Origin of the sequence: Streptomyces sp. XD-27, from assembly GCF_030553055.1 — a bacterium.
Classification (GTDB): domain Bacteria; phylum Actinomycetota; class Actinomycetes; order Streptomycetales; family Streptomycetaceae; genus Streptomyces.
Genome location: NZ_CP130713.1, coordinates 4,101,159 through 4,122,693, shown reverse-complemented (window position 1 = coordinate 4,122,693; position 21,535 = coordinate 4,101,159). Strand labels below are relative to the sequence as shown.

Genomic DNA, 21,535 nt, shown 5'->3' with positions numbered 1-21,535 from the left:
GTAGCGATGAACTCGCCGTATGACGGTGATCGCGTCCATGGCCCGGGTGAGGACCCGGCGGGCGCGGTCCCGCCACCGCACCCCGCGCCGCCGCATCCGTACGCACCGGAGCCGCACCAGCAGGACCCCTATCTGGGTGATCCTCGGCAGGTCTCCTACAGCCGGCTCCCCGCCGCGCACGACCCGTACATCCAGGACCCGTACGTGCAGGACCCGTACGGTACGGGCACCTTCGCCGCGTACCCGTACCAGGAGCACGATCCGTACGCCGCGGACCCGCTGACGGACGCCCGGTACGACAGGGCCGCCCACCCGCCGCCCGCGCCCGACGCCTACCAGGGCCCCACCTACCAGCAGCCCCCCGCGGCACCGCACGACCCCGACCCGCGCGTGTGGGCCCCGACGCCCGCGCCCGAGCCGGAGGGGCCCTCGCGGAACCTGCCGTACGGGGACGACGCGGGGACCCGGTTCACAGGCGTCGACGGCCTCGTCGGGCATGCGGCGGACGCCCAGGCCACCCACGCCCCACCACAGCAGGACGCCTTCGCGCACCTCTTCCGCGACCAGCAGCCGTACGAGCCGCGCCGCCCCGAGCAGGGCCACTATGGCGACGGCGGGCACCCGTACGCGCCGCAGCAGACCCAGGGGCCGTACGCACAGCAGCCGTACCAGCCGGGGCAGTACCAGCAGGGACAGGGCTACCCGCCCGCGCCGGCGCAGGGCCCGGCACCCGTGTCCGCACCTGGACCGGAGCACGTGCCGGCCCAGCCCTCCGGCCCACCGGCCGGGGCCCCGGGAACGGCAGCGGCCGCGTCCGAACCGGCGCCCAAGCGCTCCGGCGGCCGCGCCGCGAACCTGCTGCAGTCCAGCGCTCTCATGGCCGCGGGCACCCTGGTCTCCCGCCTCACCGGTTTCGTCCGCCAGATGATGCTCGTCGCGGCGCTCAGCGCGGGCGTGCTCGGCGACGCCTACTCCGTCGCCTACATGCTGCCGGCGATGGTCTATTTCCTCACCGTCGGCGGCGGCCTGAACTCGGTCTTCGTCCCCCAGCTCGTCCGCGCGATGAAGGACGACGATGACGGCGGCGAGGCTTTCGCCAACCGGCTGCTCACCCTCACCATGGTGATCCTCGGCGGGCTCGTGGTCCTGTCGGTCTTCGCCGCCCCCTGGCTGGTCAGCGGCCTGTTCCCCGAGGCCTCACGCAACCCGGCCGCCAAGGAGGTCGCCGTCGCCTTCGCCCGCTACTGCCTGCCCTCCATCTTCTTCATGGGTGTGCACGTGGTGGTGGGGCAGATCCTCAACGCGCGCGGGCGCTTCGGCGCGATGATGTGGACCCCGGTCCTCAACAACATCGTCGTGATCACCACCTTCGGCCTGTTCATCTGGGTCTTCGGCACCTCCAACAACTCCATGATGAACGAATCGACGATCACCGCGGAGGGCCTCCGGCTGCTGGGGATCGGCACCCTGCTCGGCGTCACCGTCCAGGCGCTGGCGATGTTCCCCTACCTGCGGGCGACGGGCTTCCGGTTCCGGCCGCGGTTCGACTGGCGCGGCAAGGGGCTCGGCAAGTCCGCCAAGCTCGCCAAGTGGACCGTCCTGTTCGTCCTGGCCAACCAGGCGGGCAATGTCGTGGTCACCCGGCTCGCCACCTCGGCCGGGGCCGATGCCGTCAACGAGGGCCACCCCGGCACCGGGTTCCTCGCCTACTCCAGCGCCCAGCTCATCTGGGGCATGCCGCAGGCGATCATCACCGTCTCCGTGATGGCCGCCCTGCTGCCCCGGATCTCCCGCGCGGCCCACGACGGGGACGCGGGGGCGGTCCGCGACGACATCTCCCAGGGGCTTCGGACCTCGGCGGTCGCCATCGTCCCCCTGGCCTTCGGCTTCGTCGCCCTCGGCATTCCCATGTGCACCCTGCTGTTCGGCACCTCGGGCACGGGGGCGGCCCAGTCCATCGGCTTCATGCTGATGGCCTTCGGCCTCGGCCTGATCCCCTTCTCCGTGCAGTACGTGGTGCTCCGTGGCTTCTACGCCTACGAGGACACCCGCACCCCCTTCTACAACACGGTGATCGTGGCCGCCGTCAATGCCGGCGCCTCCGTGGCCTGCTACCTCGTCCTTCCCTCCCACTGGGCCGTGGCCGGTATGGCTGCCTCCTATGGCCTCGCCTACGCCATGGGCGTGGGGGTCGCCTGGAAGCGGCTGCGCGTGCGGCTCGGCGGCGATCTCGACGGACGGCGCGTGGTGCGCACCTACATTCGACTGGTGGGCGCCAGCCTGCCCGCCGCTCTCCTCGCCGGTGGCGCCGCCTATGCCATCACCGGTGCCCTGGGCAGCGGCATCCTCGGCTCGATGGCCGCCCTGGCCGGCGGCGGGGCCGTACTCCTGATCGTGTTCTACGTCGCCGCGAGCCGGATGCGCGTCGAAGAGCTGACCGCCATGGTTGGTATGGTCCGCGGACGTCTCGGCCGGTGATTGAGCACAACCTTCGTCCGCCACTGTGTGTCGTGCATAGCGGCGGACTGTGGGCACAATTGTCTTGGCTGTGGACCAGGGGTAACGGATGGGGAGGCAGGAACGACGGTGGCGGAACGGAGCACGGCTGCCGTCGACGTGGCCGACAACGACGGTGAGAAGCCGTCGGCCGCCGAGGCGGAGACGGCCATGACCGACGGGGCGGGGACCGAGAAGAAGTCCGGCAAGGGCCCTGACGCCGAGGGCGCGGAGAACAAAACCGCCGCCGCGGCCCAGGCGAGCCCCCCGGAGCTGCACAGCGGCCACAAACTCGCCAGACGCTACCGCCTCGAAGAGTGCGTCACCCGACTGGACGGCTTCAGCAGCTGGCGCGCGGTCGACGAGAAGCTCCGCCGAGCCGTCGGCATCCATGTGCTGCCCGCCGACCACCCGCGCGCCCGGCCGGTGCTCGCCGCCGCCCGGTCCGCGGCACTGCTCGGCGACCCCCGGTTCGTCCAGGTCCTCGACGCCGTCGAGGAGAACGAACTGGTCTACGTCGTCCACGAGTGGCTCCCCGACGCCACCGAACTCGCCGCCATCCTGGCGAGCGGCCCGCTGGAACCCCACGAGGCGTACCAGCTCGTCAGCCAGGTCTCGCAGGCCATGGCCGCCGCACACCGCGAGGGCCTGGCCCACCTCCGCATCGACCCCGGGTCCGTGCTCCGCACCGAGTCCGGCCAGTACCGCATCCGCGGCCTCGCCGTCATGGCCGCGCTGCGGGGGATCTCCGCCGACCAGCCGCAGCGCACCGACACCGAGGCCATCGGCGCCCTGCTGTACGCGGCACTCACCCAGCGCTGGCCGTACGAGAACGACGCCTACGGCCTCCCGGGGCTGCCCAAGGGCGTCGGCCTGATCGCCCCCGACCAGGTCCGCGCCGGGGTCCACCGCGGCCTGTCGGACCTCGCCATGCGCGCCCTGGTCAACGCCGGCGCCACCGCCTCCCGCGAGGAGTCGCCCTGCACCACGCCTGAGGAGTTGTCCAAGGCGGTCGCGGCCATGCCGCGCATCCGGCCCCCGGAGCCCTCTTTCACGCCTCCCGAGGCATACCAGCGCAACGGCTACCCCCGGGCCGGCTACGGCCAGCCTCCGACCGGCGGCCGACGCCCCGGCCCGACCCGCCCCGCGCCCGTGCCTCCGCCGCCCCCGCTGCAGACCCGCACTGGCAAGGCCCTCAAGTGGTCCGTCTCGGCGCTGCTGATCGCGGCGCTCGGCCTGGGCAGCTGGCAGCTGGCGGACACGCTGTTGAAGGAGGAGTCCGGGTCGGGGAACTCGAACAGCTCCGGCCACGAGGACAAGGACAAGCCGAAGAGGACCCCGAAGCCGATCAAGATCGTCGACGCAGTCGAGTTCGCTCCGGACAGGAAGCCACAGGCTCCCGGCAACGCCCCCAAGACCTACGACGAGGACGCCTCCACCGTCTGGCGCACCAGAAGCTATTACGAAGGCCAGCCGCTCGCTCCCTACAAGAAGGGCGTCGGGATCGTCTACGACCTGGGTTCGGAACAGACGATCAGCGCCGCGTCCATCGGGCTCTACTACGGCGGCAACAACACCACCATCTCGTTGTACGCGACGGACTCGCTGAGGCCCTCCGCCAACGGGACCGACCCGGTCGGCTCCTTCAAGAAGATCGCCACCACGGAGGCGACGACGAAGACAGCCAACCTCAAAACCGATGGCACGGTGAAGACCCGCTACGTCCTCGTGTGGCTCACGGCGTTGCCGTACTCGCCGCCTGAAGCCGACTTTCCGAACCCCTACAAGCAAGCCATCACAGAGGTGAAGTTCACCGGCTGAGCCGGAGGCTCAGCCGGACCGCACGCGCAGGGGAGGGGCTCGACGTTGGACACCGTCGCTTTCGGCGACCTGAGCGACGCCGAGCTCCTCGCGTGCCACGTCAAGGGCGAGCCCGACGCGTTCGGAGAGCTCGTCCGGCGGCATCGCGATCGGCTCTGGGCCGTTGCCCTGCGCACCCTCGGGGACCGCGAGGAGGCCGCTGACGCGGTCCAGGACGCGCTCGTGTCCGCCTACCGTGCTGCTCACACCTTCCGAGGCCAGTCCGCCGTCACGACTTGGCTGCACCGCATCACGGTCAACGCGTGCCTGGACCGGGCCCGCAAGGCCGCCTCGCGCCGCACCTCCCCGGTCGCCGACACCGAGCGGCTGGAGCAGCTCATCGAACCCCACGAATCGGCCGACGCCCCCGCCGAGCGAAGCGACCTCCACCGCGAGCTGCTCAGCGCGCTGGGCACCCTGCCCGCCGAGCAACGCGCGGCGCTGGTGCTGGTCGACATGCAGGGCTATCCCGTCGCCGAAGCGGCCGAGATCCTCGACGTCCCCGCGGGCACGGTCAAGAGCCGCTGCTCGCGGGGCCGGGCTCGGCTACTGCCCCTGCTCACCCATCTCCACCCGACCGGGAGGGATAGCGAGCCACCGGGCAGGGGAAGGAACCGGACGCAGGGGACATCCGTCCCACCGGCGGCAGGACCGAACGACGCAGATGCCGTGAAGGGCGGAGGTGGGCGAGCGTGACATCCACGACCGACACGGACGAGCACCCGGAAGTCTCGGAGATCTCCGCACTCGCCGACGGCCTGCTGCCCCCGGACCGTACGGCGGATCTACGCCGCCACCTCCAGGTGTGCGACCTGTGCGCCGACGTCCGCACCTCGCTGGACGAGATCCGCTCGCTCCTGGGGACTCTCCCAGGACCAGCGCGGATGCCCGACGATGTCGCGGGCCGGATCGATGCCGCGCTCGCCGCCGAGGCCCTCCTGGACTCCACCAGCGCCCCGGACCGCCACGATGTTTCACGTGAAACCCCGGCGGCCACATCGGGCGGCGTTTCACGTGAAACATCGCGCCCCTCAGAGGAGACGGAGAGGGCAGCGGCAGGCGCACCGGCCGATCGGCCCGCCGGGCGTCCCCGCGCCACCACCGGCCCCGGCCGCCGCACGCCACGCCCCGGTGGTCGGCGCGGGCGCTCCCGCCGCTGGCCTCAGGTGCTCCTCGGCACCGCGTGCGCCGCGGCTGTCCTCGGTATGGGCACCTGGCTCATCCAGTCATCCGACTCGGGACCGGGCGACGACAGGACCGGCGTCCACGCTGACTCGACGGTCGCCCCCAGGACGGAGTCCGCCTCGCTCTCCGCGGCCGGACTGGAATCACGCGTCCACCAGATCCTGACCCATCAGGGCGGAAGGCACCCAGAGCAGCCCTCGCGAGAGGTCACCGCCAAGAACTCCCCCGACACGCTGCGCGCCGACGACGTCCGCGTCCCCTCATGCGTCCAGGCAGGGACCGGCCGCTCCGAGGCACCGCTGGCCGCCCAGGAAGAGACGTACGACGGCACGGCCGCCTATCTCGTCGTGCTGCCGCACCCCGCCGACGCCTCTCGCGTCGACGCGTTCGTCATCGATGCGGCCTGTACCACCGCGGACCCGCCGTCTCCCGGCGCGATCCTGGCGAACCGGACCTACGACCGGCGCTGAACCGCGCCACCAGGCGCTGACGCCGACGGGAATGCCGGACCCGTAGGATCCGTTGGGTGGGATGAGCCTCCCCAACCCGTCACCGGCGAAGACAAGGAAGACATCAGTGAGCGACGTCCGCAACGTGATCATCATCGGTTCCGGGCCCGCGGGCTACACGGCCGCGCTTTACACGGCCCGCGCCTCCCTCAAGCCTCTTGTCTTCGAGGGCTCCGTCACGGCGGGCGGTGCGCTCATGAACACCACCGACGTGGAGAACTTTCCCGGGTTCCGCGACGGCATCATGGGCCCCGACCTCATGGACAACATGCGGGCCCAGGCGGAGCGCTTCGGCGCCGAGCTGATCCCGGACGACGTGGTCGCGGTCGACCTCTCCGACGAGATCAAGACCGTCACCGACTCCGCGGGCACCATCCACCGGGCCAAGGCTGTGATCGTCACCACCGGCTCCCAGCACCGCAAGCTCGGCCTGCCCCGCGAGGACGAACTCTCCGGCCGCGGCGTCTCCTGGTGCGCCACCTGCGACGGGTTCTTCTTCAAGGACCAGGACATCGCGGTGATCGGCGGCGGTGACACCGCGATGGAGGAGGCCACCTTCCTCTCCCGCTTCGCCAAGTCCGTCACCGTCGTTCACCGGCGGGACACCCTGCGCGCCAGCAAGGCGATGCAGGAGCGGGCCTTCGCCGACCCGAAGATCTCGTTCGTCTGGGACAGCGAGGTCACCGAGCTGCACGGCGACGGGAAGCTCTCCGGCCTGACCCTGCGCAACCGGAAGACGGGGGAGACCTCGGAACTGCCGGTCACCGGCCTGTTCATCGCGATCGGACACGACCCGCGCACCGAGCTGTTCAAGGGACAGCTGGACCTGGACGACGAGGGCTACCTGAAGGTCGAGGCGCCCTCGACCCGTACCAGCCTCACGGGCGTGTTCGGCGCGGGCGATGTCGTGGACCACACCTACCGCCAGGCGGTCACCGCCGCCGGCACCGGCTGCTCCGCCGCGCTGGACGCCGAGCGGTACCTGGCCGCGCTGGCCGACGGCGAGAACGCCGCCTGACCCCCACCCCTCCCCCTGCACCCACCGATTAAGGAGATTGCCATGGCTTTGAAGGCCGTGACGGACGCCAGCTTCGACGAGGACGTCCTCAAGAGCGACAAGCCTGTGCTGGTCGACTTCTGGGCCGAGTGGTGCGGTCCGTGCCGCCAGGTCGCCCCGTCGCTGGAGGCCATCGCCGCCGAGCATGGCGACAAGATCGAGATCGTCAAGCTCAACATCGACCAGAACCCCGGCACCGCCGCCAAGTACGGTGTGATGTCGATCCCGACGCTCAACGTCTACCAGGGCGGCGATGTCGTCAAGACCATCGTCGGCGCGAAGCCGAAGGCCGCGATCGAGCGCGACCTGGACGAGTTCCTGTCGGCCAAGTAGCCACATCTGCCGAAGCGCACCGCTGTTTCACGTGAAACGGGCCCGCCCCCTCGCTGGGGACGGGCCCATTCGCTGCTCACAGCGGCCGGAGCACCGGCTCCTTCTGGACGGCGCCGAGCAGCCGGTCCAGCGCCAGCTCCACGTCCTCCTTCCAGGAGAGCGTGGTACGCAGCTCCAGCCGGAGCCTGGGATACCGGGGGTGGTGGCGTACGGTCTTGAACCCCACGGCGAGCAGATGCTCGGCGGGCAGCACACACGCCGGTTCCTTCCACGCGGCGTCACCGAACGCCTCGATCGCCTTGAACCCCCGCCGGATGACGTCCTTGGCCACGGTCTGCACCATCACCCGGCCCAGCCCCTGCCCCTGGAAGCCGGGGGAGAGCCACGCCGTCATCAGCTGGACGGCGTCCGCGGCCACGGGGCTGGTGGGGAACGCCATCGAGCGCGGTACATAGGCCGGAGGCGCGTACAGCACAAAGCCCGCCGGCACCTCGTCCACATAGACCACGCGCCCGCACGAGCCCCACTCCAGCAGTACCGCCGAAATCCAGGCTTCCTTCTCCAGCTCGGGCCGTCCGGCCCGCACCGCGGCCTCACCATTGACCGGGTCGAGCTCCCAGAAGACACAGGAGCGGCACCGCTTCGGGAGGTCCGGAAGGTTGTCCAGCGTGAGCGGTACGAGCCGACGCCCCATGCAGCCAGTTCCTCACTTCTCCCACCGACCGCGCGCCCGGCGGCCTGTGCGCCTATCTGATCGCATCGTATCCGCGGGAACCTGAGCGGGCACCGCCATCGGGCAAAGAGAGCGGGTCGTGTTCCGGTACCTCCCCCAGCGCGCGGCTGGGAGACGCCCAAGACACGACCCGTCTTCTACGATCGGTGCCCTATTCGGGCGAGCCCTCGGCTTCCTCGGACAGCTTCTGCTCCAACACCCGGCCTTCACCCGGCGCCAGCGTCCCGAGGATGCGCTCCAGATCCTCTATCGAGGCGAACTCGACGACGATCTTCCCCTTCTTCTGCCCCAGGTCCACCTTCACCCGCGTCTCGAAGCGGTCCGAGAGCCGCGACGCGAGATCGGTCAGCGCCGGGGATACCCGGGTACCGGCACGCGGGCTCTTGGCCTTCGCGGTTCCGGGGGACCGGGAGCCCATCAGGGTGACGATCTCCTCGACCGACCGGACCGACAGTCCTTCGGCGACGATCCGCTTTGCCAGCCGCTCCTGCTCCTCGGCGTCGTCCACCGAGAGCAGGGCGCGGGCGTGGCCCGCCGAGAGCACCCCCGCGGCCACCCGGCTCTGCACCGAAGGGGAGAGCTTCAACAACCGCAGAGTGTTGGACACCTGAGGACGCGAACGCCCGATCCGGTCGGCCAACTCGTCATGCGTGCAGTTGAAGTCCTTCAGCAACTGGTCATAGGCGGCCGCCTCTTCCAGCGGGTTGAGCTGGGCGCGGTGGAGGTTCTCCAGCAGCGCGTCGAGGAGCAGCTTCTCATCGTCGGTGGCCCGGACGATGGCCGGGATCCTCTCGAGCCCCGCCTCACGGCAGGCCCGCCAGCGCCGCTCGCCCATGATGAGCTCGTAGCGCTCAGGCGCCGACTGCCGTACGACGACCGGCTGGAGGAGTCCCACCTCCTGAATCGACGTGACCAGCTCGGCAAGGGCGTCCTCGTCGAAGACCACGCGCGGCTGCTGCGGGTTCGTAGTGATGCAGTCCAAGGGCAGCTCGGCGAAGTGCGCCCCGGCCACCTCCTCCGCCACCGGCGCCGCGGAGGGCTGCGGGGCCTCCGGAGCCTGGGGAAGCGACTCCGTTTCACGTGAAACACCGGCGCTGGGAAGCGCGGTCACCTTCGCCGCCGCCACGCCGCGCTCGGGCGTCAGCACCGGCACCGCGGTAGGTGAGCCGCTCCCCGCTGTCACCACCGGCCCGGAGCTGTCCGACGCCTTCGGAGCGGGAGGGATCAGCGCACCGAGCCCACGGCCCAGCCCTCTACGTCGCTCGCTCACTGAAGCCCCTCCTGCATGCTGTGCTGATTGATCTCGGCCACCGCATGCGCGCGCCGGCCGTCGTAGCGCACCCCGACGCCCCGGAGTGCCATCTCGCGGGCAGCCTCCAGATAGGAGAGCGCGCCGCTGGAGCCCGGGTCGTAGGTGAGAACGGTCTGTCCGTAACTGGGCGCCTCGGAGATACGGACAGAGCGGGGAATGCTGGTCCTCAGCACCTCGTTGCCGAAGTGGCTGCGGACCTCGTCCGCCACCTGGGAGGCCAGCCGGGTGCGGCCGTCGTACATGGTGAGCAGGATGGTCGAGACATGAAGCTGGGGGTTCAGATGCCCCCGCACCAGATCCACGTTCCGTAGCAGCTGGCCGAGGCCCTCCAGGGCGTAGTACTCGCACTGGATCGGGATCAGCACCTCAGCACCCGCCACCAGCGCGTTCACTGTCAGCAGCCCCAGCGACGGCGGGCAGTCGATGAGGATGTAGTCCAGCGGCTGCTCGTACGCCTGGATCGCGCGCTGCAACCGGCTCTCGCGGGCCACCAAGGAGACCAGTTCGATCTCGGCACCGGCCAGATCGATCGTGGCCGGGGCGCAGAAGAGCCCCTCCACGTCCGGGACAGGCTGCACGACATCGGAGAGCGGCTTGCTGTCGACCAGGACGTCGTAGATCGACGGGACCTCGGAGTGGTGGTCGATCCCCAGAGCCGTCGAGGCGTTGCCCTGCGGGTCGAGGTCGATGACCAGCACCCGGCCGCCGTGCAGCGCAAGCGAAGCGGCCAGATTGACCGTGGTGGTGGTCTTCCCGACCCCGCCCTTCTGGTTGGCGACCACGATCACACGGGTCTCATCCGGCCGAGGCAGACCCTCACCCGCGCGGCCGATCCCCGCTACCGCCAGCTGGGCCGGGCGACCGGCAGGGGTGTTGTCCATGGGGGCCGGGGTTTCACCGTGCCCCTCCTGCCCGAGCGGGGGCATGGAGTGGACATCCTCCCCCGCCGGTTCGGTACGGGGGCCGGGGACCGGATCGGTCATCGGCCCCGCGATGTTGGCGTCGGACCGCAAGGATTCACTCTCCTCGACATCAGGCTCGCAATGCACAGAGCCTGCCATGCTTTCGGGGTCGTGAACCAGCGAGGCCCGTTCTCCTGTGGAGGAATCCACATCTGTGGACAATCGCGTAGCTCGTACAGGGGGCTTCCGGTCGCGCGACAGGGCGGCCGCGCGACCACGACTGATGATTCCGTGCAGCAAGGAGCGGCGTTTCACGTGAAACACGATGCATGCGAGAGCGCATCACACCGTCTCGACACTCCGGATTGCGTAGTTTTGACAGCTTGTATGGAGCACCGCCGCAGCTCAGCGCCGCCGACGGGTCCCCTTGCTGGCGGCCTTAGCGCGCTTGGCGGCGAACCGTACGCCGCCGGGGCTCTCCCCGACCTCCACCCGCACCACGGTGGACGGCGGGTCCACGATCCCCTCACCGACATGCAGCACGGACGTCTCGACCACCCCGAGCTTGCTCAGCGCCGCCCGCGCCTGCTTGAGCTCCTCCTCCGCCGTGTCGCCCTTCAAGGCCAGCATCTCGCCGTACGGGCGCAGCAGCGGCACACCCCAGCCCGCCAGCCGGTCCAGCGGAGCGACGGCCCGCGCCGTCACCACATGCACCGGCGGGAACTTCCCCAGCACCTCTTCGGCCCGGCCTCGCACCACGGTGACATGATCCAGCCCCAGCAGCTCCACGACCTCCTGGAGGAAGTTCGTCCTGCGCAGCAGCGGCTCCAGCAGCGTGATCTGCAGATCCGGGCGGGTCAGCGCGAGCGGAATGCCCGGCAGCCCGGCACCCGAGCCCACGTCGCACACGGTGACGCCCTCAGGAACCACCTCCGAGAGCACCGCGCAGTTCAGTAGATGCCGCTCCCACAGCCGCGGCACCTCGCGCGGACCGATCAGACCGCGGGTCACGCCCACATCGGCCAGCAGCTCGGCGTACCGAACGGCCTCAGGGAAGCACTCACCGAATACATCCCGGGCCACCTCCGGCGCCGGGGGGAGCTCCGCTGCTTCCGTCACGGGGACCGTCCTTCCGTTACCCAAGCACTCTGTTGAACGCTGATGTCAGGCTGACAAGATACGGCCCCGCCTGCGAGCAGACGGGGCCGTGTACGCCGTACAGCCGGGTCGACCCGGCCTCCGGCAAGGGTCAGGCCGGGAGCACGACCACGCGCCGCTCGGGCTCCTCGCCCTCGGACTCGCTGCGCAGGCCGACCGCCGCGACCGCGTCGTGCACGACCTTCCGCTCGAAGGGCGTCATCGGCTTGAGCTTCACCGGCTCGCCGGTGCCCTTGGCCTCTTCCGCGGCCTTGGTCCCCAGCTCGGTGAGCTCCTCCCGCTTGCGGGCCCGGAACCCGGCGATGTCCAGCATCAGCCGGCTCCGGTCACCGGTCTCGCGGTGCACCGCGAGCCGGGTCAGCTCCTGGAGAGCCTCCAGCACCTCACCGTCGCGACCCACCAGCTTATGCAGGTCACGGCTGGTCGAGTCGCTGATGATCGACACTGCGGCGCGGTCGGCCTCGACGTCCATGTCGATGTCACCGTCGAGGTCCGCGATGTCCAGCAGCCCTTCCAGGTAGTCGGCCGCGATCTCCCCTTCCTGCTCAAGGCGGGTCAGGGTGTCGCTCCCCTCAGCAGCTGGCGTGGTGCCTTCCGTCACGGATGGACTCCTTCTTACTTCTTGGACGGGTGCTTGGGCCGCTGCTGGCCCTTGCGCCCACCGGACTTGGCCTTACCGGAGGAACCGCCGGCCGGCTTGCCGCCCTGCGCCTCGTTCTTCTTCTCTCCCTCGCCCTTCTGCAGCGAGGTGGAACCGGCGGCCTTCGGGCCCCCGGTCTGCGCCCGGGACCGGCCCTGCGGCTGCCCGCCGCCGGTCTGCCGCTGCGGCTGGGCACCGGCGGTGTGCCGCTTCGCCTTCGTCTGGCGCTTGGGCTGCTGCCGGGCGGCACGCGCCGCCTCCGCGGCCTTCTTCGCCTCGACCTCGGCGGGCTCCTCCTTGATCTTGCCCTTGGCCCGCAGCCGCTCCTGGCGCTGCTCGTACGCGACGCTGCCCGGAGTGGGGTTCCGGCGGATGATGAACATCTGCTGGCCCATGGTCCACACGTTGGTGGTCAGCCAGTACACCAGCACACCGACCGGGAAGTTGATGCCGAAGACGGCGAACATGACCGGGAAGATGTACATCAGCATCTTCTGCTGCTGCATGAACGGCGTCTTCGCCGTCAGATCGACGTTCTTCGTCATCAGCTGGCGCTGCGTGAAGAACTGCGACGCCGACATCAGCACGATCATGGTGATCGTGACGACCCGCACGTCGGTCAGCGAGGCACCGAGGTCGTGGACCTTCTCCGCGCTGGACATGAACTTCACGGCCAGCGGGGCGCCGAAGATGTGCGCCTGGCGGGCGCTGTCCACCAGGTTGCCGTCGATGAAGCCGACTTCGTGGCCGTTCGAGACCTTGTTGAGGACCTGGTAGAGCGCGAGGAAGAACGGCGACTGGGCCAGAATCGGGAGACAGCTCGCGAGCGGGTTGGTACCCGTCTCTTTGTAGAGCTTCATCATCTCTTCTTGCTGGCGCTGCCGGTCGTTCTTGTAGCGCTCCTGGATCGCCTTCATCTTCGGCTGAAGCGCCTGCATGTTCCGCGTCGCCTTGATCTGCTTCACGAAGAGCGGGATCAGGCAGATACGGATCAGGACGACCAGCGAGACGATGGACAGACCCCACGCCCAGCCACTGTTCTTGTCGAAGATCAGGCTGTAGAACGAGTGGAACTGGACGATGATCCAGGAAACTACGTCATAAAGAGGACCGAGGATCGTGTCCACGAATCAGACTCCTTGGGCATTGGGCTGAGTGTCGGGCTGTGCGGCGGGCGGAACAGCGGGGTGCCCACCGAGGCGGCTCCTCAGCCGCTGATGCCAGACCGGACGCTTCCGGGGTGGGACGTGGTCGACGCCCCCGAGCGACCACGGATTGCAGCGCAGGATGCGCCAGGCGGTCAGCGCCGTCCCTTTCACCGCGCCGTGCACGTCGATGGCCGTGTAGCCGTAGTGCGAGCATGACGGGTAGTACTTGCAGACGGGCCCCAGCAGGGGACTGATGGTCCACTGGTACAGCTTGATCAGCCAGAGCAGCGGGTACTTCATCGCGGTACCCTCCCCGTGCCTTCGGTAGGGGCGGCCCCGCCCAGCAGCCGCTGCAAAGCGGTGTCCAGGTCACGGGCCAACTGGTCGTGGCCCGCTTCACCCGCACCGGGCAGCGCCCTCACGACCACCAGGCTACCCGCGGGCAACCGATCGAGGCGGTCGCGCACGAGATGGCGCAGCCTCCGCTTCACCAGGTTGCGGACGACCGCTCCGCCCACCGCCTTGCTGACGACGAAACCCGCACGCACCGGGGAAGCACTCTCCCCAGGTGCGTGCGGGTCCGTTGTACCGCTACGTAGGTGGACGACAAGGAGCGGGCGACCGGCCCTGCGTCCTCGGCGTACCGCGGCCGCGAAGTCCTCGCGCCGCCTCAGCCGATGCTCGGTAGGCAGCACGACATGACCTGTTTGATCAGGCGGACAGGCGTGCGCGACCCTTGCCACGGCGGGCCGCGAGAATCGCGCGGCCGGCACGGGTGCGCATCCGCAGCCGGAAGCCGTGGGTCTTAGCGCGGCGGCGGTTGTTCGGCTGGAAGGTGCGCTTGCTCACTCGGGGGCTCCAGAAATGAATCGTGTGGTGGCGGGACATCGCCTGGCTGTCACCGTGCGCCCACGAGTAGCTCGCAATACGCCCGAGTGCACCGCTTCATGACCACACCAGGTGATCGTTGCCCATCGGAGGCAGGCGGCAGCAGCCATCGACAACTCGACCTGGTTACGGTACGCGCGGCTACGCCATCCGGTCAAACCGGCAGCGCCCACTCCGCTCCCCGCACCGCCGCCACGGGGGCAGTAGAACGCGGGGCGACATCGCATGGCACATTTGTACACACCCTGTGGACAACGACTTGAACCGCGCACCTCGGCCTGACTACCGTGGCCAAGCTCCGATTCCTTCCCGCCCGTCCCGAGAACCACACATTCGTGGGACCTGTCGGCGTCCCCCACCCAGCGAGTGAGAGAGCGTGCCCTGTGGCTGACGTACCTGCCGATCTTGCCGCAGTGTGGCCACGCGTGCTCGAACAGCTCCTGGGCGAAGGCCGGGGCCACGGTGTCGAGGCGAAGGACGAGCACTGGATCCAGCGATGCCAGCCGCTGGCCCTGGTCGCCGACACCGCGCTGCTCGCCGTACCCAACGAGTTCGCCAAGGGCGTACTGGAAGGCCGGCTGTCCCCGCTGATCAGCGAGACGCTCAGCCGCGAGTGCGGCCGCCCGATCCGGATCGCGATCACCGTCGACGACTCCGCGGGCGAACCGCCCGCCCCGCCGCAGCGCCCGCAGCCGTCCTCGCGCTACGAGGACCCCCAGCGCGACACGTACGAGCGCGACGACCGCGACGGCCGTGAGACGTACGACCGCGACGGCTATGAGTCCCGCGACGGCTACGGCGGCCGGGACACCTACGACGGCGGCCGCGAGGGCTACGAGAGCTACGGCGCGCGGGCCGCGGACGACCTGCCGACCGCCCGCCCCGCCTACCCCGACTACGACCGGCCGCGCCCCGAGCCCGGCGCCTGGCCCCGGGCAGGCGAGGACTACAGCTGGCAGCAGCAGCGGCTGGGCGGCTTCCCCGACGGCGGCGACCCGTACTCCTCCCAGCACACGCCGCGCCCATACGAACAGCAGCGCCGTGACCTGCCCGAACACCGGGACCGGCCGCGCACGGGTCCCGGCGGCGGGCCCGCGGGCCCCGGCGGTGCCAACAGCCCCGGCGGACCCGGCCCCGGCGGCCGCGGCGGCCCCGGGGGCGCGCACCGCAGCCCCGGTGGATCCGGTGGACCCGGTCGACCCGAGGGCCACGGCGGGCCGTCCGGGCCCGGTGGCCCGAGCGCGCCCACCGGCGCCCCCGGCCCGCTCGCCGCGCAGCCCGCGCCCGCCTCGGGCCCCGGTGAGCCGACCGCGCGCCTGAACCCCAAGTACCTCTTCGACACCTTCGTGATCGGGGCGTCCAACCGCTTCGCGCACGCCGCCGCGGTCGCGGTCGCCGAGGCCCCCGCCAAGGCGTACAACCCGCTGTTCATCTACGGCGAGTCCGGCCTGGGCAAGACGCACCTGCTGCACGCCATCGGGCACTACGCGCGCAGCCTCTACCCGGGCACCCGCGTGCGCTACGTGAGCTCCGAGGAGTTCACCAACGAGTTCATCAACTCCATCCGCGACGGCAAGGCGGACGCGTTCCGCAAGCGCTACCGCGACATGGACATCCTGCTCGTCGACGACATCCAGTTCCTCGCGAGCAAGGAGTCGACGCAGGAGGAGTTCTTCCACACCTTCAACACCCTCCACAACGCCAACAAGCAGATCGTGCTCTCCTCCGACCGGCCGCCCAAGCAGCTGGTCACCCTGGAGGACCGGCTGCGCAACCGCTTCGAGTGGGGCCTGATCACCGACGTCCAGCCGCCCGAGCTGGAGACCCGGATCGCGATCCTCCGCAAGAAGGCGGTGCAGGAGCAGCTCAACGCGCCGCCGGAGGTACTGGAGTTCATCGCGTCGCGGATCTCGCGCAACATCCGCGAGCTGGAGGGGGCGCTGATCCGGGTCACGGCCTTCGCCAGCCTCAACCGGCAGCCGGTGGACCTCGGCCTCACCGAGATCGTCCTGAAGGACCTGATCCCCGGCGGCGAGGACACCGCGCCCGAGATCACCGCCACCGCGATCATGGCGGCGACGGCCGACTACTTCGGGCACACCGTGGACGACCTGTGCGGCGCCTCGCGCAGCCGGGTGCTGGTGACCGCGCGGCAGATCGCGATGTACCTGTGCCGTGAGCTGACCGACCTGTCGCTGCCGAAGATCGGGGCCCAGTTCGGCGGCCGCGACCATACGACCGTGATGCACGCCGACCGCAAGATCCGGGCTCTGATGGCCGAGCGGCGCTCCATCTACAACCAGGTGACCGAGCTGACGAACCGCATCAAGAACGGCTGACGCGGCCGCCGCGCCCCCTCCCAAGGCGCTCCGGGACAACCTCCCGGAGCGCCTTTCGCCGTCTCCGTGCCCGGAACGGACCGCCGAACACACCGTCGCCGGTGTTCGATTACCGCTCTGAGCAGCGAGTTCTCCACAGAATCCACGACTGTCCACCGTCCACACCCTGGGGAAGTCGAGGTTGTCCCGATCCTGTCCACAGGGGGCGGCTGTGGAACAGTGTCAGTCCAGGTCAGCGGGTTGTGGAATTGTGGCAAACGGCTGTCCACAGACTGTGGACGACGCGACCGTCCACAGGGGGCCCGCGCGGTTGTCCACCGCCCGCCCACAGCGAGATCGTGGTTGCCCACAGCTTCTCCACACCCTTGTCCACTGTTCGGCAACGCGACACCCCCCGTCGCTGACACGAGTGAAAGGCGTCACATCAAGATGCCGGGTTGGGCTGTGGGGAACCTGGGTAAAACTGGGGACAGCGCTGGGGAGAACCAGGGCTCCTCTGTGCATGGCCTGTGCAGAACTTCCGGCGATCCACAGACACCCCCGGTTATCCACCGCGGCCACCCACAGGGCCGGTGGATAAAAAACCCGCTCTGACCTGCGAAAAGGCAGTTGTCCACGGTTTCCACAAGCCCTACTACTACGACCACGTAGTTAGAGCGAGGAAATCGTTTCGAAGCGGGGCCTGTGCACAACTCGGCTCCGAGCCGCACCGCGCCTCTGGCCCCGACTTGACCCCGAGCCGCACCGGCTGTCCGTGGCGTGCGTCAGACTGGTCAGGCGGCAGTCAGCCGACGACGAAGGCCAGCAGGGCGAGCCAGCAACAGCAGGAGGCGGCTTACGGTGAAGATCCGGGTGGAGCGCGATGTACTCGCGGAGGCAGTGGCCTGGGCGGCCCGCAGCCTTCCGGCCCGTCCGCCGGTGCCGGTTCTCGCGGGCCTGCTGCTGAAGGCGGAGGAGGGCGCGCTGAGCCTCTCGTCCTTCGACTACGAGGTCTCGGCCCGGGTGTCGGTGGAGGCGGACATCGACGAGGAGGGCACCGTTCTCGTCTCGGGCCGCCTGCTCGCCGACATCTGCCGCGCCCTCCCCAACCGGCCGGTGGAGATTTCCACAGACGGTGTACGAGTGACCGTGCTCTGCGGCTCCTCGCGGTTCACACTCCACACCCTGCCTGTGGAGGAGTACCCGGCCCTGCCCCAGATGCCGACCGCGACCGGCACCGTGCCCGGCGAGGTCTTCGCCGCGGCCGCCGCCCAGGTCGCCATCGCCGCGGGCCGCGACGACACGCTCCCGGTGCTCACCGGCGTCCGGATCGAGATCGAGGGCGACACCGTCACGCTCGCCTCCACCGACCGCTACCGCTTCGCGGTCCGCGAGTTCCTGTGGAAGCCCGAGACGCCGGACATCTCCGCGGTCGCGCTGGTGCCCGCCAAGACCCTTCTCGACACCGCCAAGTCGCTGACCAGCGGTGACACCGTCTCGCTGGCGCTGTCCGGCTCGGGCGCGGGCGAGGGGCTGATCGGCTTCGAGGGCGCCGGACGGCGCACCACCACGCGGCTGCTGGAGGGCGACCTGCCCAAGTACCGCACGCTCTTCCCGACCGAGTTCAACTCCGTCGCGGTGATCGAGACGGCCCCGTTCGTCGAGGCGGTCAAGCGCGTGGCGCTGGTCGCCGAGCGCAACACCCCGGTGCGGCTGAGCTTCGAGCAGGGCGTGCTGATCCTGGAGGCCGGCTCCAGCGACGACGCACAGGCTGTGGAGCGCGTGGACGCGCAGCTCGAAGGCGACGACATCTCGATCGCCTTCAACCCGACGTTCCTGCTGGACGGCCTCAGCGCGATCGACGCCCCGGTGGCCCAGCTGTCGTTCACCACGTCCACCAAGCCCGCGCTGCTCAGCGGTCGCCCGGCGGTCGACGCCGAGGCGGACGACGCGTACAAGTACCTGATCATGCCGGTGCGGCTGTCGGGCTGAGTCTGACGCCATGGCCGGCCTGCGGGGCCTGGCGGAACGGCTCGGCCGGTGGCGCGAGTGAGCGGCTGAGCCCACGGATGTGCGCGGGGGCGCGGGCGTAGGCTCGTAACCCAGTACGAAGCGCGCGACAGCGCAACGACGACGTCAAAGGATCACTGATGGAGCTCGGTCTCGTCGGCCTCGGCAAGATGGGCGGCAACATGCGCGAGCGCATCCGCCGCGCAGGCCACACCGTCATCGGTTACGACCGGAACCCGGACCTCGCCGATGTCCACAGCCTGAAGGAGCTTGTGGACGGGCTGCAGGGCCCGCGGGTCGTGTGGGTGATGGTCCCCGCGGGCGCGGCGACCCAGTCCACCATCGACGAGCTCGGCGAGCTGCTCTCCCCCGGAGACGTGGTCGTGGACGGCGGCAACTCCCGCTGGACCGACGACGAGAAGCACGCCGAGGAGCTCGCCGCCAAGGGCATCGGCTTCGTCGACTGCGGCGTCTCCGGCGGCGTCTGGGGCCTGGAGAACGGCTACGCGCTCATGTACGGCGGCGACGCCGAGCACGTCGCCAAGGTCCAGCCGATCTTCGACGCGCTCAAGCCCGAGGGCGAGTTCGGCTCCGTGCACGCGGGCAAGGTCGGCGCGGGCCACTTCGCCAAGATGGTCCACAACGGCATCGAGTACGCGATGATGCAGGCCTTCGCCGAGGGCTGGGAGCTGCTGGAGGCCGTGGACTCCGTCACCGACGTCCGCGAGGTCTTCCGCTCCTGGCAGGAGGGCACGGTCATCCGCTCCTGGCTGCTCGACCTGGCCGTGCGCGCCCTGGACGACGACGAGCACCTGGACAAGCTGCGCGGCTTCGCGGCCGACTCCGGCGAGGGCCGCTGGACGGTCGAGGCCGCCATCGACAACGCCGTCCCGCTGCCCGCGATCACCGCGTCCCTCTTCGCGCGCTTCGCGTCCCGCCAGGACGACTCCCCGCAGATGAAGATGATCGCCGCGCTGCGCAACCAGTTCGGCGGCCACGCCGTAGAGAACAAGTAACCCGGCAACACCCAGCACCACAGCAGCAGCCGGGGGAGGATGGGGTACCGCCCAGAGCCCGGAGGTCCCCCAGCTACCGCTGGGAGGTACCCCCAGGGGGAGGTCACCGTGCACGTCTCACATCTGTCGCTCGCCGACTTCCGCTCGTACGCCCGGGCTGAGGTTCCACTCGACCCGGGCGTCACCGCGTTCGTCGGGCCCAACGGCCAGGGCAAGACCAACCTGGTCGAGGCGATCGGCTACCTGGCCACCCTCGGCAGCCACCGGGTCTCCTCCGACGCACCGCTGGTGCGGATGGGCGCTGACCGGGCCGTCGTACGGGCGGCGGTGGTGCAGGGCGAGCGGCAGCAGCTCATCGAGCTGGAGCTCAACCCGGGCCGCGCGAACCGGGCCAGGATCAACAGGTCCTCCCAGGTCAGGCCGCGCGACGTGCTCGGCATCGTGCGGACCGTGCTGTTCGCGCCGGAGGACCTGGCGCTGGTCAAGGGCGACCCCGGGGAGCGCCGCCGGTTCCTGGACGAGCTGATCACCGCGCGCGCTCCGCGGATGGCCGGGGTGCGCTCCGACTATGAGCGGGTGCTCAAGCAGCGCAACACCCTGCTGAAGTCCGCGGCCATGGCCCGACGGCACGGTGGCAGGTCCATGGACCTGTCCACGCTCGACGTCTGGGACCAGCACCTGGCGCGGGCGGGCGCCGAACTGCTGGCCCGCCGCCTCGACCTGATCGCCACGCTCCAGCCGCTGGCCGACAAGGCGTACGAGGAGCTGGCGCCGGGCGGCGGCCCGCTCTCCTTCGACTACCGCGGCTCGGCCGGTGAGGCGACCGCGGACGCGCGCGGCCGCGAGGAGCTGTACGAGGTGCTGCTCGCCGCGCTCGCCGAGGCCCGCAAGCAGGAGATCGAGCGCGGTGTCACGCTGGTCGGTCCGCACCGCGACGACCTCGTGCTACGGCTGGGGCAGCTGCCCGCGAAGGGGTACGCGAGCCACGGCGAGTCCTGGAGTTACGCGCTGGCGCTGCGCCTGGGCAGTTACGAGCTGCTGCGCGCGGAGGGCAACGAGCCCGTACTCGTCCTGGACGACGTCTTCGCCGAACTGGACGCGCGGCGCCGCGAGCGGCTGGCCGAGCTGGTCGCCCCGGGCGAGCAGGTGCTGGTGACGGCCGCGGTGGACGACGACGTACCGCGGGTGCTGGCCGGTGCCCGGTTCGCGGTCGCGGGCGGCGAGGTGACGCGCGTATGACCGGGCAACCCGGCCTCCCACAGGGAGGCGCGCCCCACGGCGGCACCCCGGGGACCCCGGCTCCGAGCGGCCCCGAGCCCTCCGGAGTGGACCTGGCGCGGGTCGCGCTGCGCGCCGCCAAGGAGCAGGCGCGCGCCCGCGGCGCCGCGGCGCAGGCGAAGAAGCAGGCGCGGCGCGGCGGCCTGCGGTCCGGGGCGCGTGCCGACGGGCGCGATCCGCTGCCGCTGGGCGCGGCGATCAACCGCCTGATCACCGAGCGCGGCTGGGAGGCGCCGGCCGCGGTCGGCGGGGTGATGGGCCGGTGGCCGCAGATGGTGGGCCCGGAGGTGGCGCAGCACTGCGAGCCGCAGCGGTACGACGAGGAGGCGCGGGTGCTGACGGTGCGCTGCGACTCCACGGCCTGGGCGACGCAGCTGCGGCTGCTGGCTCCGCAGCTGGTCGCGCGGCTCAACCAGGATCTGGGCCAGGGCACGGTGCGGCTGATCAAGGTGCTGGGGCCGGGTGGCCCCGCGCGGCGCTACGGGTCGCTGCGCGCGCCGGGGAGCACGGGTCCGGGCGACACCTACGGCTAGGGCGGGGTGGGTCCGGGCGGTTTTGCCACCGGGTTGTGCCGTTTTGCCACGGGGTCGCGGCCCGGTCCCCGGGTTCGGTTGCCACGGGTTGACAGTCGGAAGCGCTGAGTGCCTGTGTGAGCCTCTTGGAGCCCTCACCCAGATATGGGGAGTCGGCTG

Annotated in this window: 20 protein-coding genes; 11 read left to right on the top strand and 9 right to left on the bottom strand. The window is 70.4% G+C overall.

Annotated features, from left to right (window positions below; translation table 11 throughout):
- Positions 1–6 precede the first annotated feature (6 nt).
- The 6 genes from murJ (at position 7) to trxA (ending at position 7,440) form a co-directional block, all read left to right on the top strand.
- Positions 7–2,478 (top strand): murein biosynthesis integral membrane protein MurJ, encoded by a 2,472-nt coding sequence (gene murJ / locus Q3Y56_RS17755; protein WP_304462889.1) that lies wholly within the window; start codon positions 7–9, stop codon positions 2,476–2,478.
- 108 nt (positions 2,479–2,586) lie between these two features.
- Complete coding sequence (locus tag Q3Y56_RS17750; RefSeq protein ID WP_304462888.1) at positions 2,587–4,317, top strand: protein kinase family protein; 1,731 nt, start codon at positions 2,587–2,589, stop codon at positions 4,315–4,317.
- A 45-nt stretch (positions 4,318–4,362) separates the two neighbouring features.
- A complete protein-coding gene (gene sigM / locus Q3Y56_RS17745) occupies positions 4,363–5,052 on the top strand; it encodes an RNA polymerase sigma factor SigM (protein ID WP_304462887.1) in 690 nt (229 codons plus the stop codon).
- Positions 5,049–6,011, top strand: coding sequence for a hypothetical protein (locus Q3Y56_RS17740; RefSeq protein ID WP_304462886.1), 963 nt, complete (start codon positions 5,049–5,051; stop codon positions 6,009–6,011). Before sigM ends, Q3Y56_RS17740 begins: the two co-directional genes overlap by 4 nt.
- A gap of 106 nt (positions 6,012–6,117) precedes the next feature.
- Complete coding sequence (gene trxB, locus Q3Y56_RS17735) at positions 6,118–7,068, top strand: thioredoxin-disulfide reductase (protein WP_304462885.1); 951 nt, start codon at positions 6,118–6,120, stop codon at positions 7,066–7,068.
- 36 nt (positions 7,069–7,104) lie between these two features.
- Entirely contained in the window at positions 7,105–7,440 is a 336-nt protein-coding gene (trxA, locus tag Q3Y56_RS17730) for a thioredoxin (protein WP_304465660.1), read from the top strand.
- Positions 7,441–7,516: 76 nt separating this feature from the next.
- Here trxA and Q3Y56_RS17725 read toward each other — a convergent pair whose 3' ends face one another.
- From Q3Y56_RS17725 to rpmH, 9 genes are all read right to left on the bottom strand, one after another.
- A complete protein-coding gene (locus tag Q3Y56_RS17725; RefSeq protein WP_304462884.1) occupies positions 7,517–8,134 on the bottom strand; it encodes a GNAT family N-acetyltransferase in 618 nt (205 codons plus the stop codon).
- 190 nt (positions 8,135–8,324) lie between these two features.
- Positions 8,325–9,443 (bottom strand): ParB/RepB/Spo0J family partition protein, encoded by a 1,119-nt coding sequence (locus Q3Y56_RS17720; RefSeq protein WP_304462883.1) that lies wholly within the window; start codon positions 9,441–9,443, stop codon positions 8,325–8,327.
- Complete coding sequence (locus Q3Y56_RS17715) at positions 9,440–10,546, bottom strand: ParA family protein (protein ID WP_304462882.1); 1,107 nt, start codon at positions 10,544–10,546, stop codon at positions 9,440–9,442. The genes Q3Y56_RS17720 and Q3Y56_RS17715 overlap by 4 nt, the downstream gene beginning before the upstream one ends.
- A 246-nt stretch (positions 10,547–10,792) precedes the next feature.
- On the bottom strand, positions 10,793–11,506 hold the full coding sequence (rsmG, locus tag Q3Y56_RS17710; RefSeq protein WP_304462881.1) for a 16S rRNA (guanine(527)-N(7))-methyltransferase RsmG: 714 nt from the start codon (positions 11,504–11,506) through the stop codon (positions 10,793–10,795).
- A gap of 130 nt (positions 11,507–11,636) precedes the next feature.
- On the bottom strand, positions 11,637–12,146 hold the full coding sequence (locus tag Q3Y56_RS17705) for a R3H domain-containing nucleic acid-binding protein (RefSeq protein WP_304462880.1): 510 nt from the start codon (positions 12,144–12,146) through the stop codon (positions 11,637–11,639).
- Positions 12,147–12,160: 14 nt separating this feature from the next.
- On the bottom strand, positions 12,161–13,312 hold the full coding sequence (gene yidC / locus Q3Y56_RS17700; protein ID WP_304462879.1) for a membrane protein insertase YidC: 1,152 nt from the start codon (positions 13,310–13,312) through the stop codon (positions 12,161–12,163).
- A gap of 3 nt (positions 13,313–13,315) precedes the next feature.
- Positions 13,316–13,633: a membrane protein insertion efficiency factor YidD gene (yidD, locus tag Q3Y56_RS17695; protein WP_304462878.1), complete on the bottom strand. Its 318-nt coding sequence runs from the start codon at positions 13,631–13,633 to the stop codon at positions 13,316–13,318.
- A complete protein-coding gene (rnpA, locus tag Q3Y56_RS17690; RefSeq protein WP_304462877.1) occupies positions 13,630–14,028 on the bottom strand; it encodes a ribonuclease P protein component in 399 nt (132 codons plus the stop codon). Before rnpA ends, yidD begins: the two co-directional genes overlap by 4 nt.
- Before the next feature lie 16 nt (positions 14,029–14,044).
- Positions 14,045–14,182, bottom strand: a complete 138-nt coding sequence (rpmH, locus tag Q3Y56_RS17685; RefSeq protein ID WP_125638610.1) for a 50S ribosomal protein L34 — start codon at positions 14,180–14,182, stop codon at positions 14,045–14,047.
- Positions 14,183–14,604: 422 nt separating this feature from the next.
- On the opposite strand from rpmH, the gene dnaA reads away from it, so the two are divergent.
- From dnaA to Q3Y56_RS17660, 5 genes are all read left to right on the top strand, one after another.
- Positions 14,605–16,560, top strand: a complete 1,956-nt coding sequence (gene dnaA, locus Q3Y56_RS17680) for a chromosomal replication initiator protein DnaA (RefSeq protein ID WP_304462876.1) — start codon at positions 14,605–14,607, stop codon at positions 16,558–16,560.
- 840 nt (positions 16,561–17,400) lie between these two features.
- Positions 17,401–18,531 (top strand): DNA polymerase III subunit beta, encoded by a 1,131-nt coding sequence (gene dnaN / locus Q3Y56_RS17675; RefSeq protein WP_304462875.1) that lies wholly within the window; start codon positions 17,401–17,403, stop codon positions 18,529–18,531.
- A 158-nt stretch (positions 18,532–18,689) separates the two neighbouring features.
- Positions 18,690–19,565 carry a phosphogluconate dehydrogenase (NAD(+)-dependent, decarboxylating) gene (gene gnd, locus Q3Y56_RS17670; RefSeq protein WP_304462874.1) on the top strand — a complete coding sequence of 292 codons (876 nt, stop codon included), beginning with the start codon at positions 18,690–18,692 and terminating at the stop codon, positions 19,563–19,565.
- 108 nt (positions 19,566–19,673) lie between these two features.
- Complete coding sequence (recF, locus tag Q3Y56_RS17665; RefSeq protein ID WP_304462873.1) at positions 19,674–20,804, top strand: DNA replication/repair protein RecF; 1,131 nt, start codon at positions 19,674–19,676, stop codon at positions 20,802–20,804.
- Complete coding sequence (locus Q3Y56_RS17660; RefSeq protein WP_304462872.1) at positions 20,801–21,376, top strand: DUF721 domain-containing protein; 576 nt, start codon at positions 20,801–20,803, stop codon at positions 21,374–21,376. Before recF ends, Q3Y56_RS17660 begins: the two co-directional genes overlap by 4 nt.
- Positions 21,377–21,535 lie beyond the last annotated feature (159 nt).